Below are 23,868 nucleotides of genomic sequence, written 5' to 3'. Positions count from 1 at the left end.
TTTTTTCTGTTTTGAGCATTTTTTGTTTATAATGGTAAAGGAAAGAAATATGTGTACGGAGGAATATTATGCTGCAACACTCAATTACGAAAGATGAAATTATGATGATTGCGAATGAGTTCGTTCAAGGACTAGATCCACAGCAAACAGCTGATCAGGAACATGTCGCTACAGCTCGGCACCTATATCGTAGTGGTGTTGTCTATAACGTTGACTTTGATGGTTATACACTATCAGGAACTGTAGATGCGGAAGGCAACGTATATAGCGTTCATATTCCGATTCGTAACGTCGCTGAAAGCTATTGTGATTGCTTCGCACCAACACAATGTGAGCATATGCTCGCTGTATTACTATCTGCAGCGTCTAGTTTTGGGCAAGTAGGAGATGTATTAACTTTATTTAAAAATAATACGAAACCTTCCCTTCCCCCTATTCGAACTGCAAGACAAGTATTACAATCATCAGCTTTTGAAGAAACTGACTATAAAAGTTGGGAATCATATTTTGAAAAAGAATATGATTCATTTAAAAAAGAACAAGCTCGGCTTACTTATAAACAAATGTATTTTCTTATGAGTATCTTTACAGATTTCTATACGAAACTTGAGCGGAAAGCTCCGCGTATCATTGCGATACATGAATTATTCAGGTTACACGCAGCACTTTACTGCTTTCAAAAATTATTAGAAGAAATTCAGGCATTCGAAGCAAACAAAACATATTCTTATCACCAACCTGTTAATGTCATTCGCCTATTTGTAGACAAAGTGGAATCCATCGTTCGGGACTTACAATCAGAAGCGATTCCTTCAGAGTCTGAAATAATTTTACAAGAAACAGCTCGTCTCGTTCATGAAGTATTCTTCTCTACCGACGCTTATACGCAAGAGCGATTTTTCATTTATCGTCACATATGGAGTGAACTTTTAAACAATAAAGAGAAAATACAAGAAGAAGAAAAACGAATCGATACAAAAATCAATCCACTATCTAAAGCGTTAGCGTCTTCTCATCTTCTCTTTTTAAATGACGAAGATCTACTAGCGATGGACTTACTAAAAAAACAGCCTGCTTCTGTTGTGAGTCTATACTTCTATTGGTTAGAAGAACTATTAAGTGCCATGCATTGGGATCGTGCAAAAAACTGGCTTTCCTTTACGTATAAACAAGTAAAGAAAACGATCCAAGATCACGAAAATACGATTTTCATAAAAGATGTCGTTCGGCTATTTGTAATCATGTATGAAACATATGCAACACATACAAATGAACAAGCTGGTTTCGAAATGATCTTACAAGAACTATTACCGTATAGTTTCACAAACTATGAACAGTACGTACTCGCGAAAAAACAGTATCGTACATGGGCAGAGCTTCATCTCCTATATGGATTTGAAGCAATTGAGCTGTTGAAAGAGCCACTGAAAGATATTGAAAAAGAAGCGCCAGAAGTGGCACTTCCTCTTTACCATCTTGCTGCTGTAGAGGCGATTGAAGAACGAAATCGTAAATCATATAAACGCGCAGTTCGTTACTTAAAGAAATTACGTACATTGTATAAACGATTAAAACGCACCGATGAATGGGATGCTTTCATTATTCACATCGCCAATCTCCATTCACGTCTGCGTGCACTACAAGAGGAATTACGGAAAGGAAAATTAATCGATGATCAATCAAACTGAAGTAACAATTAGGCTCCAGCATGTTAGTCAAGGTTGGTTCCTTTGGGGAGAAGATGACAGCGGTACTCCATTATCCGTAAAAAGTTGGAAACGAAATGCATTCACATGGCACTCCACTTCTTTCTACGGTACTTCTCTAAAAGAAGCAACCTTCGAAGGAAAACAAGGTGTGCTCCTAACAAATGCACAAGCCTTTGAATACATTGCAAACAAACCGATGAATTCCTTTGCACATATACAAATAAACGGACCTATTACAGCACTTACGAAAGATGCAAATGAATTATGGGACACCTTTACGAGTGGTAGCTTCGTACCAGATATGAATCATTGGCCTAAACAGCCATCTTGGAAAGTTCAAAATACACCAATTGAAGATGACACATTAGCATCTCTTTTCTCAGCAGCAGTTAATGAAAGCATATTACAAGATAATCGCTCAAATGACGGCTGGGAAGATGCTAAAAGGCTATATGAACATTACGACTTTACGAAAAGACAATTGGAAACAGCACTACATGAAGAAGATTGGCTTCGAAAAATCGGTTATATTGAAGATGATCTTCCGTTTACAATCGGACTAAGACTACAAGAACCACAAGAAGAATTTGAAATGTGGAAGCTTGAAACAATTGTGACACCAAAGCGCGGGGCTCATCGCATATATGTATATGAAAACATCGATTCCTTACCGAAAAGATGGCACGATTACGAAGAACGGATTACAGAAACACAAGAAGGTTTTAGTAAGCTCATACCGTGGTTAAAAGAAGGAGATACATTCCGAAATGAGCTCTTTGAAACAGAAGCTTGGAACTTCTTAACAGATGCAAGCAACGAATTACTTGCAGCCGGCATTACAATTTTACTACCATCATGGTGGCAAAATTTAAAAGCAACAAAACCGAAATTACGTGTCCAGTTGAAGCAAAATACAGCACAAACACAATCGTTCTTCGGTATGAATACGCTCGTTAATTTTGACTGGCGCATTTCGACGAACGGCATTGATTTATCAGAAAGCGAATTTTTCGAGCTCGTTGAACAAAACAAACGTCTATTTAATATAAATGGTCAATGGATGCGACTAGATCCAGCCTTTATCGAAGAAGTAAGGAAACTCATGAACCGTGCCGATAAATACGGACTAGAGATGAAAGATGTCCTGCAGCAACATTTATCAAATACGGCTGAAACAGAAATTGTAGAAGATGATAGTCCGTTTACTGATATTGAAATCGAACTAGATGGATATTATGAGGAACTATTCCAAAAGCTGCTTCATATTGGAGATATTCCAAAGGTAGATGTCCCTACTTCACTAAACGCAACACTTCGTCCGTATCAACAACATGGTATTGAATGGTTATTATATTTACGAAAGCTTGGATTTGGAGCATTGCTAGCTGACGATATGGGACTCGGGAAAAGTATTCAAACAATCTCTTACTTACTATATATAAAAGAAAACAATCTCAAAACAGGCCCTGCATTAATCGTAGCGCCGACATCTGTTCTTGGAAATTGGCAAAAAGAATTTGAGCGTTTCGCACCGAATTTATGTGTCCAATTACATTACGGAAGTAATAGAGAGAAGGGCAATTCATTTGAAGATTTCCTTCAATCAGCAGATGTTGTATTAACATCTTATGCATTGGCTCAACTCGATGAGGAAGAACTGACTTCATTATGCTGGGATGCTGTTATTTTGGATGAAGCACAAAATATTAAGAACCCACATACGAAACAGTCGAAAGCAGTACGAAACTTGCAGGCAAATCACAAAATCGCTTTAACTGGTACACCAATGGAAAATCGCCTCGCTGAACTTTGGTCCATTTTCGACTTTATTAATCATGGATATCTCGGAAGCTTAGGACAATTCCAACGCCGCTTCGTCACACCGATTGAAAAAGATCGTGATGAAGGAAAAATCCAGCAAGTTCAACGGTTTATCTCACCATTTTTACTGCGCCGAACGAAGAAAGATCAAACAGTCGCATTAAATTTACCAGATAAACAAGAACAAAAAGCTTACTGTCCTCTTACTGGTGAACAAGCTTCCTTATATGAACAACTTGTTCAAGATACACTGCAAAATGTAGAAGGATTAAGCGGAATTGAAAGACGCGGCTTTATATTACTTATGTTGAACAAGCTAAAACAAATTTGTAATCATCCTGCTCTTTATTTAAAAGAAGAAGAACCACAAAATGTCATTGAACGCTCTATGAAAACAAAAACGTTAATGGAGCTCATCGAAAATATAAAAGATCAAAATGAAAGTTGCCTCATCTTCACTCAGTACATCGGCATGGGAAATATGCTAAAACATGTGCTAGAAGAACAATTTGGCCAGCGTGTCCTCTTCTTAAACGGTAGTGTACCGAAAAAAGATCGTGACAAGATGATTGAGGAGTTCCAAAACGGAACGTATGACATTTTCATCTTATCCTTAAAAGCTGGCGGAACAGGATTAAACTTAACTGCTGCCAACCATGTCATTCACTACGATCGTTGGTGGAATCCAGCTGTGGAAAATCAAGCAACAGACCGCGCATATCGCATTGGTCAAAAAAGATTTGTTCATGTTCACAAACTCATTACAACAGGAACATTAGAAGAAAAAATCGATGAAATGCTAGAAAGAAAACAATCTCTAAACAATGCGGTCATCACAAGTGATAGCTGGATGACTGAACTATCAACAGACGAACTAAAAGAATTACTTGGTGTATAAAGTGAAACTTGAATCAGGTCGGTTACCGGAAGTTTTACTACCCGCAAAAAAAGCGCTAATCTCGAAATGAGATTAGCGCTTTTTTCTATTCCAAAACCAATTACTTATTATAATTCCCGTTAATCCGCCGCACGTATCAAGCAATGAATCTTGCCACATTGGTGTACGGTCCCCCGTATACCATTGGTGAATTTCATCAAATGTTGCATAACCCGCAACGAAAAGAATGGCATATATAAAACATCTTTTCCTCGAATGACCTGATCGATGAAAAGCGTAATAAATCAATGAACCTAGCATAAAGAACACCATAAAATGAGCACCTTTACGAAGGAAAAACTCAATAAATCCGCCTACACCTTTATTCGCAATACTAACAGGGGTTCCTCCACCATAATCAATAGATACCCATGAAAAATGCTCTTTTACAAATTCAACATTTACATATTGTTCAATATCTGAACGCATATCCTGCTTTTTATATGGTTGTGCCGAAGAATAGAAAATCAGCCCCATCCATAGTAATACAGGAATCCAAAATAACCATTTACGATTCATTATCCAGAATTCTCCTCTCTTAATCTTTTAAGGGTACCAAAAAAAAGAAAAAATTTCACGCCAAAACATGACATTTACGCCCTATTTATAAAGTGAAAGGAGGTGATACACATGGCAATTGAAACAATCGTAATGGATTTAACTTTACGTCTTGTCTTAAACAACGGATTAGATAAGAACGGCAAAACAGTTTTCAAGAGCAAACAATTTAAACGTGTTAAAACAAATGCGAGCTTAGATCAAGTACACAACGTAGCTCATACTCTCGCTTCCTTACAAGCATCACCACTTCACTCTGTGCAACTTGTAAGCACATCAGATCTTTCTAAACTATAAAGTAAAACTTCAGATCAGTGGGGATTTTATTCATCCCTACTGATTATTAGCCCGCAATTTAATCGGCAGACCCGAATCCCGTAAATAGCGGGATAAATACAAAGGAGGGAATAACACATGCAAGTACTAGAGTTAATTTTTGCGAAAGAAGATGGAAAAACAGTCGTTTTTTCGATCGATACGCCCATCACACCAATTGATGCACAAGTCGTAAATCAAGTAATGGATACAATCCTTGCCTCATCTGTATTTTCATCCATTGATGAAAATACAAGAAAAAAGGGAGCTCGCCTTGTAGAAAAAAATGTATCTGAAATTCCAATTACTCTATAAAATGAAAAAGACGAATCTGCATCATTTTGCAGATTCGTCTTTTTTCTTCGGCATTTCAATCGGAATAAAAATCTTTGAAAAACCGACGCATACATACTTATAATGTTCTTCACCTATATCAAACTCAGTCGTATATGTTGAGAAGAATATATAATCATTTCGCTTCGTATAATGATCAATTAATAACCCAACTTGTGGCTCAACATACTTTTTCGCTAACTTTTTACCGGCCGATGCCAAGTCGCCAAGGAGACCCTCTTCATTCTCTTTTTGAACTTCATCTAGCTTCTTACTCACATCATTACGCTTCATAAACTGCTTCGCTGCCCATTCTGTATATTCTCCTTTACTCGGATTACTGTTTGCTAAATATACTAGGAGGATGACAACTAAAGCCATAATAATATACTTTTTCTTCATACTATATCACCGCCTACTCTTTTCTATTTTCATATATATGTACAAGCGATGCAAATTAGAAAGACTATCACCTATTGATTGTAAACGAATAGCCAAAATTTACAATATGAAATAGAATATTAACAACCAATTTACTTAATTTATATATAATTATATTCAGAATGAAAATTATAAGGGAGGATATAGAATTATGGATAATGAAAACAACATTTTTATTTCTAGTTCTACAATGATGCTTGAACCATGTAAACACCCTTATTACCGTACAAAAATCATCGACAGTAGCGGAAACCATCTTTACTCCTGTCAGACTGCTCTCCAACTTATACAGAAATCTTGTCTAACAAATATTCATTCTACCTATCAAGGGAGACGTAATGCCGTAAAAACAAAATTTAAATTTAAACAAAACGTTCCAATTCCGATCAATCATAGAGAATATATTTGCGCTTTCCCAACAGAATCTCCTGCTTCTCCAAATTGTATTTGGCTTTTCTTCAAACATGTTCATACAATAGAGTTTTTCAAAAAAGCTAAACAAGCTAAAATTCATTTTTCAAACGGAGCTACCGTAACGATACAAATTAGTTCCCATAAGCTAAGTCAGCAATTATGGAAAGCTGGATATGTATTATCCCAAATGAACATGCAAGATTCATCACCTTAATAGCAAATAGAATGGAAGGTAGTATTTTCTTAACTTCCATTCTATTTGCTATTTTTATCCTCTTACACTATCTCGCATTTTCTCGAGTGCTTGCCGATACATCCATCTTACTTGATAATATGTCATTTCCGTCTCTAAAGCGATTTCTCCCATCGTCTTTCCTACAAAAAAACGTTCAAAAATAATATACTTCTCCTTCTCATCTAACACACTCATAAAATCCTTCACTCTTATTTCAACATCTTCAAAATGAAAAATATCCTCATACTCACCTACACATACACATCTTTCTTGTACAGTAGATTCTTTCTTCAATCTTTCTAATATATAACCACGCACCGTTACAAGTGCATATGCAGGGAAATACCCTTTCTTTGCATCAAATCTTTCATACGCATGCCAAAGACCAATTAAACCACATTGATAATACTCTTCATAATCTTGGCGAATACCTAATTTCTTTATTTGATTTACAATCATTCCTTCATACAAAACAACTGCCTCTTTAAAAGTCGCTGGCTTCACACAGTACCCGTTTCTAAAAGGTATACCTTTCTAGTATTCCGCGGTACCTTCACAATATAAAAATAAAGAAAAGATTTCACTGTGAGTAATTTCAAATACTACCGATGGAATTTGAAATTACACTAGATAGTATTTGAAATTTTGTTGTTGGTATTTGAAATAAGGGTAAAAATAAAAAAGGGTGACTCCTTTGAAGAGTCACCTTTTCTATTTTATTTCCTTATTGGAACATACCTTGTAAAGCACCCATTCCGAGAGTTAAAACAAAGAAAACAATAGTAATAATTGTTGCCTGTTTTTTAGTTAAGCCTGCTGTAATTTGAAGACCTAGCCATGTAACTACATATCCCCAAATTGTAAACACTTCAAATTTACTTACAATACCTTTTACAACACCACTACTCGAGGCGAAAATTGGTCCTAGGCCAGTGTACATTTCTTGACCCGATCCACCTAAAATATAAGCTAAAATTATATTTATTAATACACCAATTAATGAAATAACACTTGAATATACAGTAATCGCCAATAATTTTTTATAAGAAGTATCATTGCTCATAAACACCATTAATACTTTATACACTACAGCACTTATTAAGAAACTAAATCCCATACCAAGAGCACCTACACCGAATCCCATACCATATGTCATTCCAGCTGAAACAGTAACACCTAACTCCTTATTGAGCTCAATTGCTTCAGGTGTTAGAGAATATACATAAGCAGCAAATCCCCCAACAAGTCCACCTAATAAAACAAGTAGCCAAAACGCTCCCCAAACTGCATTACTCGTTTTCATTCTTTCGAACTGCACTCCAGGCGAAGTGATTATTCCGAACAATGATGGCTTTTCTCCACCAACTTTTTGCGTATTAATATTTGCTTCCATTATAACGCCTCCTTCTATTTATATAACCCGTTCTAACGGGCGGTTCACTTCCTCATGCAAGAGGCTACGAACCGCCCACTAGAACGGTAATGTGTAGTTCTACTACACTATTAATTACTCATAACGCAATGCTTCAATTGGATCTAATTTCGCAGCTTTATTTGCTGGAATTAATCCGAAAATAATACCGAGTGTCATCGAGAACAGTACGCCTCCAACAACAACTTCCCACGAAACAAGCGGTGGCCATTTTGCGAATGTGGAAACGATATATGCTCCGCCATACCCAAGACCAATTCCGATTAAACCACCTAGAAGTGTTAACATAACGGCTTCAATTAAAAACTGTAATAAAATTTTACTACGCGTTGCTCCAAGTGCTTTACGTATCCCAATTTCGCGCGTACGCTCTGTTACAGATACGAGCATGATGTTCATAACACCAATACCACCAACGACTAATGAAATACCAGCGATACCACCGATGATCATCGTCATAATGTTAGTAACTTTAGAAACATTTTCTTGGAATTCTTTTAAATTAACCAGTTCATATTTACCCGGAATTTCACTTGGCTTACGACTATTTAATACATCAACAGCTTGTTTCCCTGCTGCTTCTAAATCGTCTACATTTTTAGCTTGAATTGCGATACTTTGAATTTCATCTGTTCCGTATAAAACAGGCCATAACGTAAGAGGGATTAACGCTTCTTCCATTTCAAATCCCATAAATTCATTATCAGATGTATACACACCGACAATTTGCATCGGTTGTCCTTTCATCTCAATAATTTGTCCTACTGGATTTACGCCCTTAAATAACGTCTCTTCTGTTTTTGTACTAATCATCACGACGTTATTTGCATGAGAAATATCTGATTCATTTAAAGTACGTCCCTTTACGACCTTTACTTTATTAACCGCAAAATATTCATTATCAAGACCAATAACATTCAGATTTGCTTTTTTATCATTTACATCAAGCACCTCTGAATTCTGGTTTGTCGTAATAACATGTGAAACATCTTTCACTTGTTTTACTTCCAAAATATCCTCTTCCGTTAACTTCGGCATTTCAAATCCACCTATAGCAAACTCATCATTAATATCTGGTTTAAATTGAATTGGCATAAGGTTATTACCACCAGAACCTGCGAATTTCGACTTCAGCATCGCTTCCCCGCCTTGCCCAATCGCAACGACAGTAATAATTGAACCTACCCCGATAATAATACCGAGCATCGTAAGAGCTGAACGCAATTTATGAGCTAAAATAGAAGAGAGGGCAATTTTTATACTATCTAGTAAACTCATACCGCACACCTTCTATCTTCTGTAACTTTCCCGTCCCGCAGTACAATGCGGCGGGAAGAATACGCTGCTACTTCCTCTTCATGCGTAACCATAACAATCGTCGTGCCTTCTGCATTAAGCTTCGTGAAAATATCCATAACTTGTTCACCAGACTTCGTATCAAGTGCACCAGTCGGTTCATCGGCCATAATGAACGTTGGATTATTTGCAATCGCTCTTGCAATCGCTACACGCTGCTTCTGTCCACCTGATAACTCATTCGGTAAATGATGCACGCGATCTGCCAATCCAACTTTACCTAACGCCTCCAAAGCGCGCTTACGACGCTCCGCTTTCTTCACACCACCATATACGAGCGGAAGCTCAACATTTTCCACCGCGGAAAGACGAGGCAGTAAATTAAAGTGCTGAAATACAAACCCAATATATTCATTACGAATTAAAGCAAGCTTTGACTCGTCTGCTGTTAAGATATTCACGTCATTCAGCATATATTCACCTTCTGTTGGACGATCTAAACAACCGATAATATTCATAAGCGTCGACTTACCAGAACCAGACGGTCCCATAATCGAAACGAACTCACCGCTCTGAATCGTTAAACTAATACCATGCAAAATCGGCACCGCCAATTTCCCTTGATAATACGTTTTAGCAATATTATTTAACGTAATCATTTCTCTTTCACTTCCATTCCGTCATACACATCGTCGGAAGGATTTTTAACCACCTTTTGCCCCACTGTTACGCCTTCTACAACCTCTGTCCAGTCTCCATCAGTAGAACCTTTTTTCACATTTTGTTTACGAAGCTTCCCTTTTTCCTCAACATAAACAAATGCATCCTCGCCTTTTTCTACAATGCTTTTACTTGGAACAGCAATCATCGTCTTATTCTCTAAGTTTACTTGCAGAGAAACGTGGTAACCTGGAGATAAACCATCTTGACTATCAAGACTTGCTTTATATGTATACTGAGACATATTTTGAGTTGCTTCACCCACGCCGCCAGCTTGCGCCATCTCTGCGCTCGTTGGGAACTCACTTACCTCTGTAATCTTACCTGTCCACTTCTTCTTGCTATTTGCTTTTGCAGTTACAGTGAATGTTTGATCCTTTTGAATTTGTGACTTCTGAAGCTCAGTTAACGTACCTTGAACTTGGAATGGATCTTTAGAAGCTACTTGTAAAAACGATTTTCCTTGACCACCTAACGCTTGAGATGAACTTTGCGCCGCATCTTTATCTAACTTTTGAACAACACCAGCGAAATTACTATAAATCGTAAGCTCTTTCTGCTTCTTACTTAACTCTTCTTTCTGCAACTTCCCTTTTTCTTTCTCAAGATCAGTTGTCTTTTGAGCTATCTCTAATTCGTTTACTTGCTCGTCCATCGGATCTGTTACTTCTTTCCCAGCTCCGCTATCTTTCGCCTTCTTAATTTCTTTCTTCAATGAATCAATCTTCTTTTTCCCTTGATCATAACGCATATCCGCCATCTTCTGATCAAGCTCAGCTTGCTTCATTTGAAGGTTAATCTCTTCATTATCATAAGAGAATAACTTCGTACCTTTCTCTACCTCTTGCCCTTCTTTTACCTCAATATCTTTCACTTTCCCTTTAGCCGGATCTGCATAGAAGCTTTCAATATTACCAGGCTTCACCTGACCAGAAATTAACTTCGTATTATTCAGCTTACGCTCTGTCACTTTCTCAAAACTTACAGCATCAGCATTTGTTGATGCACCCTTCTTCTTACCTTGCATAACAAAAATATTAATTGCCGCTACAATAACAATTAGTGCAATAACCCCAATAATAATCCATTTCTTCTTCTTGTTTGGAGTACGAACCGTATTTGGTAACATATTCTCTCTCCCTTTATAAATTAATAGTTTAATAAATAACATAATTGTATAAAACTTTCTGAAAATAAACTGTATATTATTACAATCTTTTTACAAAGTTTTACACATCCATTTATATTGTAACAAAAATTCCAATGATTAGAAATATGACATTATATCTTTTAAGATAGATTTAAGGAAAGATTATATTATATAGAAAAAGCCATCCAAAATAATAATTGGATAGCTTTTCAAACAAAACATTACGCTACTTTAGGATCTTTTCTCTCATGTCCACGTTGAACAATAAATAAGAAGATTGTTGATAAAACCGCTCCTGTTAATAGTAAGATGAAACAACCATCCCAGCCAGAACGATCAACAATAACACCAATTGCTGCGTTAGCTACAAGACTTCCGCCTACATAACCGAATAAACCACACATACCAACTGTCGTACCTACTGCAAATTTCGGTACTAATTCCATCGCACTTAAACCGATTAAGAACTGTGGTACATAAATTAAACAACCGATAATAGAAACTGCAATACTTACAACAAGTACGCTAGTTGCTTGCCAATATATAAACGTACCAATAACAACCCCAACCATACTAATAATACATAATGGCATACGTTTTCCTTTAAATAATTTATCACTTAAAAAACCAACGATTAATGAACTTGGAATTGCCATACCTTCAAAGATTGCATATGCCGCATGCGCTTCTGCTTTTGAAAATCCTTTAACTGTCGTTAAATAAAGCGGAACCCAGTTAATAACACCGAAACGAATTAAATAAACAAAAGCATTCGCAATACATAAGAACCATACAAATTTATTTTTCACTACATACTTCATTAAAATTTCTTTTGGTGACATCTTGTTAGCATTATCTGCTTTTTCAAGATTTTCATAGTCATTACGATACTCATCAATTGGAGGAAGACCTTCAGATTCTGGTGTATCCTTCGCATTAATCCAAACAAGAACTGAAATTACCATTGCGATAATTGCAGGGAAAATAAACACGCCGCCTTGCCAATGGTTTTCACCAAAAATACCTACACCAATTCCGACAAGTGGTGGCACAAGCATTCCACCAACGTTATGTGAAATATTCCAAAGACCTGTTTTCGTACCACGTTCTTTCTTTGAGAACCATTTCGTCATAACAATACTACAAGGTGGTGCTCCCATACCTTGTACAATACCGTTAACAACAAGTAATGTAACAATCATCCCAAATGACGATGCAAAGCCAAAACAAATATTTACAAGCCCTGATAAGAATAAACCGACTGCGATAAAGCGCTGGGCGAAAGCTTTATCTGATAAATTCCCCATAAAGAACTTACTAAATCCATAAACAATTGCCATTACTGAACCTAGTAGACCAATTTCAGCTGTACTAAAACCATATTCTTGTACTAAGTACGTACTTGATAACGTAAAGTTACTACGAACTAAATAATAAGCAGCATATCCAACTGAAATCCCGATTAACACACGAATACGTAGTAATCGATATACACGGTCGATCATATCCGCTGGCAATCTTTCAATTGCAGGTGCTGGCTTGAGCCATTTAAACATATATTTTCGTCTCCTTTTCTCACTTCAGAGAGAGACGCTGTCTATTCCATATCTCGATTATCCCGCTATTTGATATATTTTGGTTCGTCCTTCTAACCGGCTGTCCTTCTATTTCTTTCTCATTCTTCGCAAACATCGTTGGTACGCCAAACGACACTTTTTCTAAAATGTGACCCGCTTCTTCTGATAAACAATAATCAATAAATAAATCCGCAATAATACCACTCGGTGCACGTTTTAGTTTAGAAATCGCATTAACGGATAACCCTGTTTGCTCAGGTTCGTTACTTAAAATAGGAAAGCCTTGTTTTTGAAGCATTCTCTGATCTCCCATAAAGTTGATGCCTATCATATATTCACCGCTCGCAACAAGTTCTGCTGGGATATAACCATTCACTGTTACTTCTCCAACTTGTTCTGCCAGATTCTTCACATATTCCTTCGCTTCCTCTTCACCTAACGTATCAATAAGTGATTGAAAAAACGTATATGCTGTACCTGAAACATTTGGATCGGGCATGACAATCTTTCCTTTATATACTGGATTCAATAAATCTTTCCATCTTAACGGATACGAGAGACCGAGCGGCGCTATTTCCTCGTTCCACCGCTCTTTATTAATCGCAATTGCTAGCTTCTCCACTTCATAACCGTACCAATAACCATCTTTATCTTTAACAGTCTTTGAAATACGATTTGCATGTTGGCTTATCACAGGAATAGAAAGATTTTTTTGCTTCATCATTTGATGCGCATCTACTGTACCGCCAATAATAATATCCGCCTTCGGATTTCCAGCTTCTTCTTCCACTCTACGAAGAAGTTCTTCTGTCGAAAGACGAATAAATTCATACGTACATCCGCGCGGCTTACAAAATGACGAAAGTAACGCTTCACCAACTTCCTCACGAGCCGCTACATACGCAACAATATGACGATCATCCAAAATAGGGAGACCATTTTTACTATATTTAATAGAGGTTGTATCTCGAGAGCAACTAGACATCGCTCCTCCAATTACTAGCAAAAAGAAGAAAAAGGCTATCTTTCTCATGACGCATTCTCCTTTACGAATAACTCTGCTAGAGAGCCTTTCATATACATGACATTACCGTTATTATCACCGAGATATTGCACAACAAAGTACGATGGATACACAGAAATCGTAAGAATATCTTCACGATCATTCTTTACACGCTTACCTGTTTTATAAGCTGTAATATAAGCAATCGGTTCATTCTGTGATTGTAATAACTTCTGAATTTCTCCGTAATCTGTAATTTGCTTTGCGTACCGAATAGAATCAAGTATGTGCGTAAGATTGATAGTACGTACCACATCACCTTGACGTACTACGACATCCTTTGCTGAAGCAAAGAAATCACTAATACGCTCTGGTGTGTAATACAGGCTTAATAAATACGTTTGAAGTGCTGAAATCATCGGATCCATGCCATTCTTTCCGTATACATTTTCCCCATACTGGAACAAGTCACCTACTGCAAAAGTACGCTTATGTCCATTCAAGTACGTTACTTCTCCAGTAAATACTTGTTCTTTGCTCTTAACGTCACCTGGCTCTATTCGAATTCGGTCAAAGAATGAAACAATCGTATGCAAACGAACTTCATCCGTTACAACAATTTCTCCCCACTTTTCATGTCTTACTTTCACTTCAATTGGAAGAGATTCATTCACCCTTTGTAAAACGGCTTGTTTATCATTTACAATGTTGATTCGATTATATATTTGCTTCTCCATAACATAAAACAAAACAAGAGAAACAATTATACAAATGACAAACATAAGAATTTGAAATGATAGCCTTTTCATTTCTGCCTACCTCCAAGATAAAAAAACGTTGTTTCGAAAATACCGCATAATTGTTTCATAAATGTATCATTTAACCGCTTTCAAGTTTTTTATGTCTTCCATCCTTCTCGGAAGCAAAAATGTAATGAATATTGTAGTACCTATTTCTTCACTACTCTCAATCCGCATGCTTCCGCCCTGCTTATTCATAATCTCCTGACAAATATACAAACCATAACCATTCCCATAACTAGAAGGAAGTGCCTTTCCTTTCGGAGACTCATTCCACTCTGCAAGCACCATTTCATCTATACCGATCCCATCATCATGAACAAAAACCTTCGCCTCATGCTCATTTACAATTACATTCATACGAATATGCGAAGCATCACTATACTTAATTGCATTATCAAGCACATTTAAGAAAATTTGCTTCGTCTTATCAAAATCCGCAACAACATGTACATCCGTTAACTCATTTATTACTTCAATTTCAAACTGATTTAGGCGAGGTTTCACAATTGAAACTGCTTCTTCTGCCAATTCCTTTATATTCACAACTGTAGGTGACACTTCAAACGTACTCGTCCCATATTTCGAAGACTTAAGCAGTTCCTCTACAAGTGATAATAAACGCTCACTTTCCACCGCCACATAACGAAGACTTTCCTGTACATCTTCTTTCGATTGTAACTTCGGAATTAAATCCACATAGCCGATAATTGCCGTTAGCGGTGTTTTTAGCTCATGCGTAATGCGGTCTAGGAAATCTTTCTGCTTCTCTTTCTCCTCCTGCAGTTGCTTAATATGCAGCTCAATTCCATCGGCCATCGCGTTAAAAGATGCTGAAAGCTGAGCGATTTCCACGTACTCATTTAACTCGATCTTACTCTTATAATCACCATTCGCGAGCCGCTGTGCCATTTGTCTCAACTGATCAATTGGTTTATGAAGAGACTTCGCCAAACGAATCGCAAAGAAAATACCGGTTGCTACTAGGCAAAGAGATGTCATTAAGAACGTCCAGCTCACATTCGTTAAAACTTCCTTCTCACCCGTTAACTCATTTATAAAACGAATACTTCCAATGACATCGTTTCCATAATAAACCGGGCTTGAAAACAAAAGAATAGGAGCTGGATCCGCCTCCTCAAAAACGTAAGACTTCTTTCCCTTCAAGGAACTCTCAATGTCGATGTTACGGTGAAGCAATGCTCCTTTTTGTGTATCTGCAACAACATCGCCATTCTTCCCGATCATCTGCACACGGACATCCATACGCTTCGCTAAATACGACGCAATTAAAAGTGAATTAGGACCAAGCGTATCCACTTCTGCTTCCTTCTCTAAATAATTCATCGTATAAATTTGTGCTTCTACACTTAACTTTTCTAAAGAATCTGCTGCGTTATGATACATATTCTTTTCTAACGTAATATAAACAACTGCATATAAAAGAACAAAAATCGGAATTAACAGCCCAACTATTCCAAACACCATATTTCGCTTTAAAGACATACCATCACCACTCAACAATCCAGTTTATAGCCAACGCCATAAATTGTCTTAATATATTCTCCGCTCGTACCAAGCTTCTTTCGAAGTCTCTGCACCATAATATCAACTGCTCTCGTATTTCCGATATACTCAAACCCCCATACTTTCTCAAGTAACTCATCCCTCATAAACACACGCTGCGGATTTGAAACAAATAACTGACATAAATTAAACTCTCGGTACGTTAACTGAATCTCTTGTCCACTCACATGTACCTTTCTTTCCTTAGGACAAATCACTATCTCTCCAGCCTCAATTACTTCATGACTTACAGCGGTCTCCGTCTTCTTTACACGCCGCGCCATATTCTTAACCCGAAGAATAAGCTCCGCATAATTAAACGGCTTCGTCACATAATCATCAGCACCAAGCTGCAAGCCAAGCAACTTATCATTCATCTGACTCTTTGCCGTTAACATAAGCACCGGAATATCCCTATCCCTCTCACGGAACAAACGAAGCAACTCATACCCATCCGTATCCGGAAGCATAACATCCAAAATCAATACATCCGGCCCTTCATTCCATCGCTCTAAAGCTTCTCTCCCATCAGCCGCTGCCAATACTTCATAACCTTCCATCTCCAACTGCATCCGAATCAAATTACGAATACTCGATTCATCATCAACCACAAGTATTTTCATTACTCTCCTCCTTCCATCATGTATTATAGTACAGTTTAGTATAGCAAAAATCGTACAAAAAAAGAGAGGGTATTGTCGAACATATTTTGTCGACGATACCCTCTCTTTCACTTATTATATTTATTTAGCATATCCATTCGGTTGCTTTTGATGCCAATTCCAAGCATGTTCAATGATTGTCTTAACATTTACATACTTAGGATCCCATCCTAGCTTCTCTTTTGCTTTCTTAGAAGAGGCAACTAAACGTGCTGGATCGCCCGCACGGCGCGGTGCTACCTCGGCAGGAATTTCATGATTTGTAACTTCGCGAACTGCATCAACAATTTCTTTTACACTGAAACCATTACCATTTCCTAAGTTATAGAAATCAATCTCTCCGCCGTTTTGTAAATCCTTAAGCCCTAAGAAATGAGCTGCCACTAAATCTTCAACATGAATATAATCACGGATACAAGTACCGTCTGGTGTATTATAATCATCACCAAACATCATAATCTTCTCACGTTGACCTAAAGCCACTTGCAACACAAGAGGAATTAAATGTGTCTCTGGGCGATGATCTTCCCCAATAATACCATTTGGAGTCGCACCAGCCACGTTAAAGTATCTGAAGATCTTATAACGTAAATTAGAAGCTTGGCTATACCAATGAAGCATCTTCTCGATTGCTAACTTCGTCTCTCCATACGTATTCGTAGGATTTGTCATCGTTTCTTCAGTAATAAGATCAACATCTACCTCACCATACGTTGCCGCAGTAGAAGAGAAAATGAACTTATCTACCTTAAACTCATCCATCACTTCTAACAAGCAAAGGGCACCATACACATTATTATTATAATATTGAAGGGGCTTCTCCATACTAACTCCAACTAAAGAATCAGCTGCAAAGTGCATAACCGCCTCAATATTTTCTTGTTTAAAAACATCCCTTAAAAAGGCTTTATCACGAAGGTCGCCATTATAAAACTTTGCGCCTTCCGTAATTGCATCTTCATGACCAGTTTGCAAGTTATCTACTACTACTACAGATAAACCTTCGTCTACTAATTTTTTCACAGCGTGAGAACCGATGTAGCCAGCTCCGCCACAGATTAGGATTGAGTTCATTGTTTTCCTCCTACCATTTCAGATATCTTATTTATAACAGGAAAAGGTATACGATAACTCGTATACCTTTTATCTCTCCTTCATTACTTAGCTACAAAATAATCAGTTACATATTTCGCCCAAACGTCATGTCCTTTTGCACTTGGGAAACCAAATTCTTCTTGTAAGTATGGTAGGATAGCCTTTGTTGTCGCATCAGGCCATGCTCCCCAATGATCAATATATGTATAATTATTTTGCGTTGCAAATTGTTTTAATGCTTCAATCGATTTCGGATAATTTTTCGCACCATACACTGGATTTGATGGTTGAATCATAATCGTAGCGCCTTTTGCACTAGTAGAAAGTGCTTGAACAAACTTCTGTGTATTCACAACAGAGTTCCCATTACCAGTTTTACCGTTATCAGTAATGAATGGTGGTTCAAATAAAATCACATCTGGATTGTCTTTCGCAATCTCTTTATCACGCTTATTCGCGATTAACTCTTCTGTGCTTTCACCCTTATATTCCTTTACCGTCACATTCCATAAACCTTTACCGTAAGCTGTTTCTAAATTAGTTGTTAACTTAGCTGCCCAAGCATCTTTTGCAGATGAAGAAGCTTCATCACCAACAATAACAAGGTTTACTGGCTTTTTATCCTCAGCAGCTTTCTTTAACTTCTCTTTCACTGCATCTGGCAAGCTCTTCGCATATGCTTCATTAAAAGATGACTTTGTATCTTGTTTTTTCTCTTCCTTTTTCTCTTCTTTCTTCGCTCCGCTATCTTTCACTTCATCCTTTGTTTTCGTTACTTCACTCGTTTGTCCTGTTGCATTCGCAACCTTCTTATTCCAGTACAATTTACCGCTCACAATCGAAGCAACAAACAATACAAAAATAACAAGGACAAGTACTGCTTTCTTATTCATCGATTCACCTCATCTATTAATCTCACAATATATAATACTAATATAAATCCATGCAAAAATAAACCCAACTCCTTCCAAAGGAGTTGGGTTATTACATATTACTTAGTCACCTCAAGATGCGCTCTTAACTTATTCGTTAAATCTTGTTTTGCAGCATCTGGAACGTAGTAGTACCAAATACCATCAGCAGCTTTGTGTCCGTCACCTGGGATTTGGATATCCTCACTATTCTGCAGACAATCTTTATAATTCTTTTGCATATCAAACATTTGATCTTGCGTTAAGTTTGTCTTCACATTCTTTTGAATTGCTGTTAATACATCACCATAACTTGTTAAAGAAGAGAAAGTTGCGCCTTTCTTAATAACAGCTTGCATTACTTGGCGCTGACGCATTTGACGTCCGAAGTCGCCGCGAGGATCTTCTTTACGCATACGTGTAAACGATAACGCTTCATCCCCCGTTAAATGTATATTCCCTTTAATAAAGTGGTGACCATCTGCAGTAAATTCTAAGTCATTATTTACATCTACGCCACCAACTGCATCAACAATATCCTTAAATCCTTCCATATTTACCTCAACATAATAGTTAATAGGAATATTTAAGAACTTTTCTACAGTTGAAACAGACATATCTACGCCACCAAATGCATATGCGTGATTAATTTTATCACTTTTCCCTTTTCCAACGATTTCTGTATACGTATCACGAGGGATACTTACTGTTTTCATTGAATTATTTTTAGGATTTAACGTAATAACGATTAAAGAGTCTGAGCGCCCTTTGTCTTCACCGCGCTCATCTGCTCCTAATAGTAAAATTGAAACCGGTTCAGATTTATTAATCTTTTCTTCTTGTTTATTATCCTGATCACGCTTTAACGGCTTATGAACTTCATCTAATGTTTTTGAGACTTTTGAATATACATTATAGGCATATACTCCTCCACCTATAATCATTACCCCTATAATCCCTAGTACCCATAATAGGATTTTCTTTTTCATTACTATAGACCTCTTCTTTCAATTATTCGAAATAAATATTCAGATAACATAAATATTAACTTAGTCTATTATACTAAGAACGAGATTCTATAACTAGTATATTTCCTGTACAGTAATGTAAGATTTTAATTATTTCACTTTATAATAATCCACATACCAATTAGAAAATTCCTGCAAACCTCTTTCTATAGAAGTTTTAGGTTTAAAATCTACAGCTTTCTGTAATAAATCAGTTGATGCGTACGTAGCTGGTACATCTCCTGGTTTAATAGGTTCAAAAACTTTCTCAAATACAACTTCTCTTCTTAAAGCTTTACTTAACGCTTTCTCTAAAGTCTCGATAAATACCATTAATTTTTCAGGATTATTATTTCCAATATTAAATACCTTATGTTCAACATCACCCTTAGGTGGGTTGTTTAAAAGACGTTGAATTCCTTCAACAATATCATCTATATAAGTAAAGTCTCGATACAGATCATTTTCAAAATCACCATTATTAAATATTTTAATCGATTCACCAGCGAAATATTTATCAGTAAATCCAAAATACGCCATATCTGGACGCCCCATAGGACCATATACTGTAAAGAAACGAAGTCCAGTTGCAGGGATTTTATACAAATGACTATACGTATGTGCCATTAACTCATTTGATTTCTTAGTAGATGCATAAAGTGATACTGGATTATCTACAAAATCTGTTTCCTCAAATGGCACCTTTTTATTAGCACCGTAAACAGAACTAGATGATGCATATACAAGATGATCTACTGGGTAATGTCTACAAGCCTCTAGGATATTATAGAAGCCTATAATATTACTTTGAATGTATACATCTGGATTTTCAATGGAATATCTTACACCCGCTTGCGCAGCTAAATTCACTACAATATTTGGCTTATGCTCCTCAAAAAGTTTAGTAATCATATCTTTATCAGAGATATCACCTTTAATGAAAGTAAATTTATCATATGGCTTAAGTTGCTCTAAACGAGCATATTTAAGGTTCACATCATAATAATCATTTATATTATCAACACCTATTACTTGGCAACCTTGTTCTAGTAATCTTTTAGATAAAAAGTATCCTACAAAACCAGCTGCTCCAGTGACAAGGTATTTTTTTTCATTATTTAGAGATTTGTAATTCAATATTAGACAGCTCCTTCCTACGGTCTCTACTTGTTGATTTTCTACCAATAGAATGATACTCTATACCCGCTTCTTGCATAGACTGAATATCATATATGTTTCTTCCGTCATAAATTAGAGGTGTCCTCATTAATTTTTTATACATTTCTGGAGTTAACGCCTTAACTTCTCCCCATTCTGTAAAGATAAAGCAAACATTTGCCCCTTCTAAAGCTTGTTCAATATTTGTTACGTAGGTGATATTTCCATGTTTATTGCTTCCTTCTGGATACACTTTTGCAAAATTATTTGCACCGACTGGATCAAATGCATAAATATCAGCACCTTGCTCTAATAATAGAGGAATATTTTCAAGGGATGCAGCTTCTCTTAAATCATCTGTACCAGGCTTAAACGTCAATCCTAGTACAGCCACTTTAAGTCCATTGAAGGTAATTAACCTTTGACTTGCTTTTTTGTATAACAAAGTCTTTTGATCTTTATTCACATCGATTGCAGCTTTTACTGTTCTTAACTCATAACCATTTTGTCTTGCTAAATATTCTAACGCTTTTGTATCTTTAGGGAAACATGATCCACCAAAACCGATACCTGCGTTTAAGAACTTACTACCAATACGCTCATCAAAGCTCATACCTTTTGCAACATCTTGAATATCTGCTCCAACTAATTCACAAAGATTTGCAATATCATTCATATAAGAAATTTTAAGAGCTAAGAAATCATTAGAAGCATACTTAATCATTTCAGCTGATCTTCTATTAACAGAAACAATTGGCAAATGGAATGGTTTATAAAGGTTCATTAATACTTCCTCAGCCCACTTACTTTCTGTACCAATAACAATCCTTTCTGCATATAACGTATCGTGAACAGCAGAACCTTGTGCTAAAAACTCTGGATTTGATGCTACTTCTACTTTCACATCATTAACTAAAAAGTCATGAATAAACTGCTCAACTTTGTCATTTGTTCCAATTGGAACAGTTGATTTTACAACAACCAGACAATCTTTTTCTATACTTTCAGCAATTTGCTTGGCAACAGTTGCAATATATGAAAGATTTGCAGAACCATCTGCCTGTTCCGGAGTTCCAACCCCAATAAAAATAGCATCTACATCCTTATATGCCGCCTTATAATCTGTTGTATAATTAATTCTTCCAACGCTATAATTTTTCTGCATTAACTCTTCTAAATCCGCTTCATAAATTGGTGAAACACCAGATTTCATTAATTCTACTTTTTTTTCATCTATATCCACGCAAGTTACTTGGTGTCCAACTTCTGCAAAACACACACCTGCTACTAAGCCGACATAACCTGTTCCAGCTACTGCTATTTTATACATTTACAGTGCCCCTTTTCACTAAACTATAATAAATCTAAGTATTTCTCTTACAAATACCCACAGAGTCATATTCTAATTGATATTGATTTCTGGACCTTTTCAACTTCAACTTTAGAAACAATAAAAATAAAATTTCTACAATTCCTTAATTATTATACATATCACCCGTAATCACAGATGTTACCAATTATTAAATGACAGGCCTTTAAAAGAATAAAAGGCCTGCAAGAGATTGGTACCCTGTTTCCTACTATAAGGTTTATTTTATTTCTTCTATGAGTTCTACCTGCAATAGCGATTTTGAATCTTTATACTTAGCAGATCCTTGATAGAAAAATGTGAAATTATCTTTATCATTACCAAATAGCTGTAAATATTTCTTATATTCTTCGCTACCATTATAAAAATTCCCCTCTTCAACTCGTTGTTTATACTTGTTTAAATCACTATTAAGAAATTTATAATGTAGTAAAGCTGAAAAACAAGGTGAATTCTTATTTTTCTTATATGGATATGGGAAATGAGAATGTCCTTGTATATCACCCTTTCGGAAATAAAACAATGGATGTTTAGTCAAACAAACCTTTAAATCAAAGATACGTTCTCGTGGCCCCCCACTTATCATCAATCCCTCATGAACTTCAAGTACTCTATAATTTGTTTTATCAAAATAACTATACTCCGCTACGTAATCTTCATTCTCACTATTTTCCTTCTTATCAAGAATTATATTATCTTTTGGATACATATCTAACATTATAGAACGAATCCGTTCATAACCTTTATCCTTAATAAGAGATATAAAATAATTAATATCTTCCTGTTCAATTCCCGGATACACAAAGTGCTCATCTGAATCCACCACTAAATACCATTGATTAAATCCGTAATGGCTCAGTAAACGATTAATCCATCCTTCCCTTTTATGTGTTGAATAGGGTTCCTTCGTACAGAAAACATCACAATCCGGTTGGTTACATAACCATTCACGTGTTCCATCATTTGAGTTATTATCCAAAATGACAAAACGCTGAAAACCAATACCTCTATAATGATTTAAAAAGGTTTGGATACGTTTAATCTCATTTTTTACAATCGTAACTAAGATAGGTCCTTCATCATTTTGGCTATGCCCATTAATAAGATCTATGCGATTCTCTGTAAACGCATTAAGTATTTCATGCGTATTCTGATTATTACACCATAACTTATAAAATGCTTTCCGCCAATGTAAATCGTCCTGATTTTGATATAAATGTTTTAAATTATTATCTTGTGCCTTACTAAATTTATTATTAATGATTTTTTTATAATTATGGCTTTTTATAGGGTGCTTAATAAAAAACGGTACTTTTTTGTTTAAAACTCTCAATATATCCAACATATAATTAATATCTC

Annotated in this window: 23 protein-coding genes; 5 read left to right on the top strand and 18 right to left on the bottom strand. The window is 36.3% G+C overall.

Annotated features, from left to right (window positions below; all coding sequences use genetic code 11):
* The first annotated feature begins 68 nt into the window (after nt 1-68).
* Both CN409_RS04115 and CN409_RS04110 read left to right on the top strand, forming a co-directional pair.
* Nucleotides 69-1,688 carry an SWIM zinc finger family protein gene (locus CN409_RS04115; RefSeq protein ID WP_000939128.1) on the top strand — a complete coding sequence of 540 codons (1,620 nt, stop codon included), beginning with the start codon at nt 69-71 and terminating at the stop codon, nt 1,686-1,688.
* On the top strand, nt 1,672-4,428 hold the full coding sequence (locus CN409_RS04110; protein WP_097980959.1) for a DEAD/DEAH box helicase: 2,757 nt from the start codon (nt 1,672-1,674) through the stop codon (nt 4,426-4,428). Before CN409_RS04115 ends, CN409_RS04110 begins: the two co-directional genes overlap by 17 nt.
* A gap of 72 nt (nt 4,429-4,500) precedes the next feature.
* Here the strand turns inward: CN409_RS04110 and CN409_RS04105 are convergent, their stop codons facing one another.
* Entirely contained in the window at nt 4,501-4,986 is a 486-nt protein-coding gene (locus CN409_RS04105; protein WP_001080704.1) for a VanZ family protein, read from the bottom strand.
* Between the two features lie 111 nt (nt 4,987-5,097).
* On the opposite strand from CN409_RS04105, the gene CN409_RS04100 reads away from it, so the two are divergent.
* Nucleotides 5,098-5,322 carry a DUF1659 domain-containing protein gene (locus CN409_RS04100; RefSeq protein ID WP_017763770.1) on the top strand — a complete coding sequence of 75 codons (225 nt, stop codon included), beginning with the start codon at nt 5,098-5,100 and terminating at the stop codon, nt 5,320-5,322.
* Between the two features lie 117 nt (nt 5,323-5,439).
* Nucleotides 5,440-5,655, top strand: coding sequence for a DUF2922 domain-containing protein (locus CN409_RS04095; RefSeq protein WP_001197592.1), 216 nt, complete (start codon nt 5,440-5,442; stop codon nt 5,653-5,655).
* Between the two features lie 21 nt (nt 5,656-5,676).
* Here CN409_RS04095 and CN409_RS04090 read toward each other — a convergent pair whose 3' ends face one another.
* Complete coding sequence (locus tag CN409_RS04090) at nt 5,677-6,075, bottom strand: DUF4359 domain-containing protein (RefSeq protein WP_000731400.1); 399 nt, start codon at nt 6,073-6,075, stop codon at nt 5,677-5,679.
* A gap of 190 nt (nt 6,076-6,265) precedes the next feature.
* Between CN409_RS04090 and CN409_RS04085 the strand changes: the two genes are divergently transcribed.
* On the top strand, nt 6,266-6,742 hold the full coding sequence (locus CN409_RS04085) for a competence protein ComK (RefSeq protein WP_000368310.1): 477 nt from the start codon (nt 6,266-6,268) through the stop codon (nt 6,740-6,742).
* 54 nt (nt 6,743-6,796) lie between these two features.
* On the opposite strand, the gene CN409_RS04080 is transcribed toward CN409_RS04085, so the two are convergent.
* From CN409_RS04080 to CN409_RS04005, 16 genes are all read right to left on the bottom strand, one after another.
* Nucleotides 6,797-7,267: a sigma-70 family RNA polymerase sigma factor gene (locus tag CN409_RS04080; protein ID WP_097891562.1), complete on the bottom strand. Its 471-nt coding sequence runs from the start codon at nt 7,265-7,267 to the stop codon at nt 6,797-6,799.
* A gap of 220 nt (nt 7,268-7,487) precedes the next feature.
* A complete protein-coding gene (yknW, locus tag CN409_RS04075; protein ID WP_097891559.1) occupies nt 7,488-8,156 on the bottom strand; it encodes a YknW family membrane protein in 669 nt (222 codons plus the stop codon).
* A 114-nt stretch (nt 8,157-8,270) separates the two neighbouring features.
* Nucleotides 8,271-9,473: an ABC transporter permease gene (locus CN409_RS04070; RefSeq protein WP_000054362.1), complete on the bottom strand. Its 1,203-nt coding sequence runs from the start codon at nt 9,471-9,473 to the stop codon at nt 8,271-8,273.
* Entirely contained in the window at nt 9,470-10,150 is a 681-nt protein-coding gene (locus CN409_RS04065) for an ABC transporter ATP-binding protein (RefSeq protein ID WP_000631624.1), read from the bottom strand. The genes CN409_RS04070 and CN409_RS04065 overlap by 4 nt, the downstream gene beginning before the upstream one ends.
* On the bottom strand, nt 10,147-11,340 hold the full coding sequence (locus CN409_RS04060; protein ID WP_000937312.1) for an efflux RND transporter periplasmic adaptor subunit: 1,194 nt from the start codon (nt 11,338-11,340) through the stop codon (nt 10,147-10,149). Before CN409_RS04060 ends, CN409_RS04065 begins: the two co-directional genes overlap by 4 nt.
* A gap of 242 nt (nt 11,341-11,582) precedes the next feature.
* Nucleotides 11,583-12,917 (bottom strand): MFS transporter, encoded by a 1,335-nt coding sequence (gene pgtP / locus CN409_RS04055; RefSeq protein ID WP_000477603.1) that lies wholly within the window; start codon nt 12,915-12,917, stop codon nt 11,583-11,585.
* Nucleotides 12,918-12,936: 19 nt separating this feature from the next.
* Complete coding sequence (locus CN409_RS04050) at nt 12,937-13,971, bottom strand: ABC transporter substrate-binding protein (protein WP_001225641.1); 1,035 nt, start codon at nt 13,969-13,971, stop codon at nt 12,937-12,939.
* Nucleotides 13,968-14,750, bottom strand: a complete 783-nt coding sequence (locus tag CN409_RS04045; protein ID WP_097980957.1) for a DUF3919 family protein — start codon at nt 14,748-14,750, stop codon at nt 13,968-13,970. Before CN409_RS04045 ends, CN409_RS04050 begins: the two co-directional genes overlap by 4 nt.
* A gap of 66 nt (nt 14,751-14,816) precedes the next feature.
* The gene (locus CN409_RS04040) at nt 14,817-16,247 is read right to left on the bottom strand and encodes a HAMP domain-containing sensor histidine kinase (RefSeq protein WP_016078180.1); all 1,431 of its coding nucleotides are present in this window, start codon (nt 16,245-16,247) and stop codon (nt 14,817-14,819) included.
* Between the two features lie 11 nt (nt 16,248-16,258).
* The gene (locus CN409_RS04035) at nt 16,259-16,930 is read right to left on the bottom strand and encodes a response regulator transcription factor (RefSeq protein ID WP_000699556.1); all 672 of its coding nucleotides are present in this window, start codon (nt 16,928-16,930) and stop codon (nt 16,259-16,261) included.
* A gap of 120 nt (nt 16,931-17,050) precedes the next feature.
* A complete protein-coding gene (galE, locus tag CN409_RS04030) occupies nt 17,051-18,043 on the bottom strand; it encodes a UDP-glucose 4-epimerase GalE (protein ID WP_097980956.1) in 993 nt (330 codons plus the stop codon).
* Nucleotides 18,044-18,126: 83 nt separating this feature from the next.
* Nucleotides 18,127-18,957 (bottom strand): SGNH/GDSL hydrolase family protein, encoded by an 831-nt coding sequence (locus CN409_RS04025; RefSeq protein WP_097980954.1) that lies wholly within the window; start codon nt 18,955-18,957, stop codon nt 18,127-18,129.
* A 98-nt stretch (nt 18,958-19,055) separates the two neighbouring features.
* Complete coding sequence (gene tagU, locus CN409_RS04020; RefSeq protein ID WP_097980953.1) at nt 19,056-19,964, bottom strand: polyisoprenyl-teichoic acid--peptidoglycan teichoic acid transferase TagU; 909 nt, start codon at nt 19,962-19,964, stop codon at nt 19,056-19,058.
* A 129-nt stretch (nt 19,965-20,093) separates the two neighbouring features.
* Nucleotides 20,094-21,119, bottom strand: coding sequence for a GDP-mannose 4,6-dehydratase (locus CN409_RS04015; protein ID WP_097980951.1), 1,026 nt, complete (start codon nt 21,117-21,119; stop codon nt 20,094-20,096).
* A complete protein-coding gene (locus CN409_RS04010) occupies nt 21,097-22,470 on the bottom strand; it encodes a UDP-glucose dehydrogenase family protein (protein ID WP_097980950.1) in 1,374 nt (457 codons plus the stop codon). Before CN409_RS04010 ends, CN409_RS04015 begins: the two co-directional genes overlap by 23 nt.
* Nucleotides 22,471-22,729: 259 nt before the next feature.
* Nucleotides 22,730-23,854: a glycosyltransferase family 2 protein gene (locus CN409_RS04005; RefSeq protein WP_097980948.1), complete on the bottom strand. Its 1,125-nt coding sequence runs from the start codon at nt 23,852-23,854 to the stop codon at nt 22,730-22,732.
* Nucleotides 23,855-23,868 lie beyond the last annotated feature (14 nt).

This window comes from Bacillus sp. AFS012607, assembly GCF_002558005.1.
Lineage (GTDB): Bacteria > Bacillota > Bacilli > Bacillales > Bacillaceae_G > Bacillus_A > Bacillus_A thuringiensis_S.
Note: the sequence above shows the minus strand (reverse complement) of the source record. Positions and strands in the feature narration are given on the sequence as shown.

Excerpts from the sequence above, each read along its gene's own strand:
- CN409_RS04115 (WP_000939128.1), top strand. The coding sequence starts at position 69 with ATGCTGCAACACTCAATTACGAAAGATGAAATTATGATGATTGCGAAT.
- CN409_RS04110 (WP_097980959.1), top strand. The coding sequence starts at position 1,672 with ATGATCAATCAAACTGAAGTAACAATTAGGCTCCAGCATGTTAGTCAA.
- CN409_RS04105 (WP_001080704.1), bottom strand. The coding sequence starts at position 4,986 with ATGAATCGTAAATGGTTATTTTGGATTCCTGTATTACTATGGATGGGG.
- CN409_RS04100 (WP_017763770.1), top strand. The coding sequence starts at position 5,098 with ATGGCAATTGAAACAATCGTAATGGATTTAACTTTACGTCTTGTCTTA.
- CN409_RS04095 (WP_001197592.1), top strand. The coding sequence starts at position 5,440 with ATGCAAGTACTAGAGTTAATTTTTGCGAAAGAAGATGGAAAAACAGTC.
- CN409_RS04090 (WP_000731400.1), bottom strand. The coding sequence starts at position 6,075 with ATGAAGAAAAAGTATATTATTATGGCTTTAGTTGTCATCCTCCTAGTA.
- CN409_RS04085 (WP_000368310.1), top strand. The coding sequence starts at position 6,266 with ATGGATAATGAAAACAACATTTTTATTTCTAGTTCTACAATGATGCTT.
- yknW (WP_097891559.1), bottom strand. The coding sequence starts at position 8,156 with ATGGAAGCAAATATTAATACGCAAAAAGTTGGTGGAGAAAAGCCATCA.
- CN409_RS04070 (WP_000054362.1), bottom strand. The coding sequence starts at position 9,473 with ATGAGTTTACTAGATAGTATAAAAATTGCCCTCTCTTCTATTTTAGCT.
- CN409_RS04065 (WP_000631624.1), bottom strand. The coding sequence starts at position 10,150 with ATGATTACGTTAAATAATATTGCTAAAACGTATTATCAAGGGAAATTG.
- CN409_RS04060 (WP_000937312.1), bottom strand. The coding sequence starts at position 11,340 with ATGTTACCAAATACGGTTCGTACTCCAAACAAGAAGAAGAAATGGATT.
- pgtP (WP_000477603.1), bottom strand. The coding sequence starts at position 12,917 with ATGTTTAAATGGCTCAAGCCAGCACCTGCAATTGAAAGATTGCCAGCG.
- CN409_RS04050 (WP_001225641.1), bottom strand. The coding sequence starts at position 13,971 with ATGAGAAAGATAGCCTTTTTCTTCTTTTTGCTAGTAATTGGAGGAGCG.
- CN409_RS04045 (WP_097980957.1), bottom strand. The coding sequence starts at position 14,750 with ATGAAAAGGCTATCATTTCAAATTCTTATGTTTGTCATTTGTATAATT.
- CN409_RS04040 (WP_016078180.1), bottom strand. The coding sequence starts at position 16,247 with ATGTCTTTAAAGCGAAATATGGTGTTTGGAATAGTTGGGCTGTTAATT.
- CN409_RS04035 (WP_000699556.1), bottom strand. The coding sequence starts at position 16,930 with ATGAAAATACTTGTGGTTGATGATGAATCGAGTATTCGTAATTTGATT.
- galE (WP_097980956.1), bottom strand. The coding sequence starts at position 18,043 with ATGAACTCAATCCTAATCTGTGGCGGAGCTGGCTACATCGGTTCTCAC.
- CN409_RS04025 (WP_097980954.1), bottom strand. The coding sequence starts at position 18,957 with ATGAATAAGAAAGCAGTACTTGTCCTTGTTATTTTTGTATTGTTTGTT.
- tagU (WP_097980953.1), bottom strand. The coding sequence starts at position 19,964 with ATGAAAAAGAAAATCCTATTATGGGTACTAGGGATTATAGGGGTAATG.
- CN409_RS04010 (WP_097980950.1), bottom strand. The coding sequence starts at position 22,470 with ATGTATAAAATAGCAGTAGCTGGAACAGGTTATGTCGGCTTAGTAGCA.
- CN409_RS04005 (WP_097980948.1), bottom strand. The coding sequence starts at position 23,854 with ATGTTGGATATATTGAGAGTTTTAAACAAAAAAGTACCGTTTTTTATT.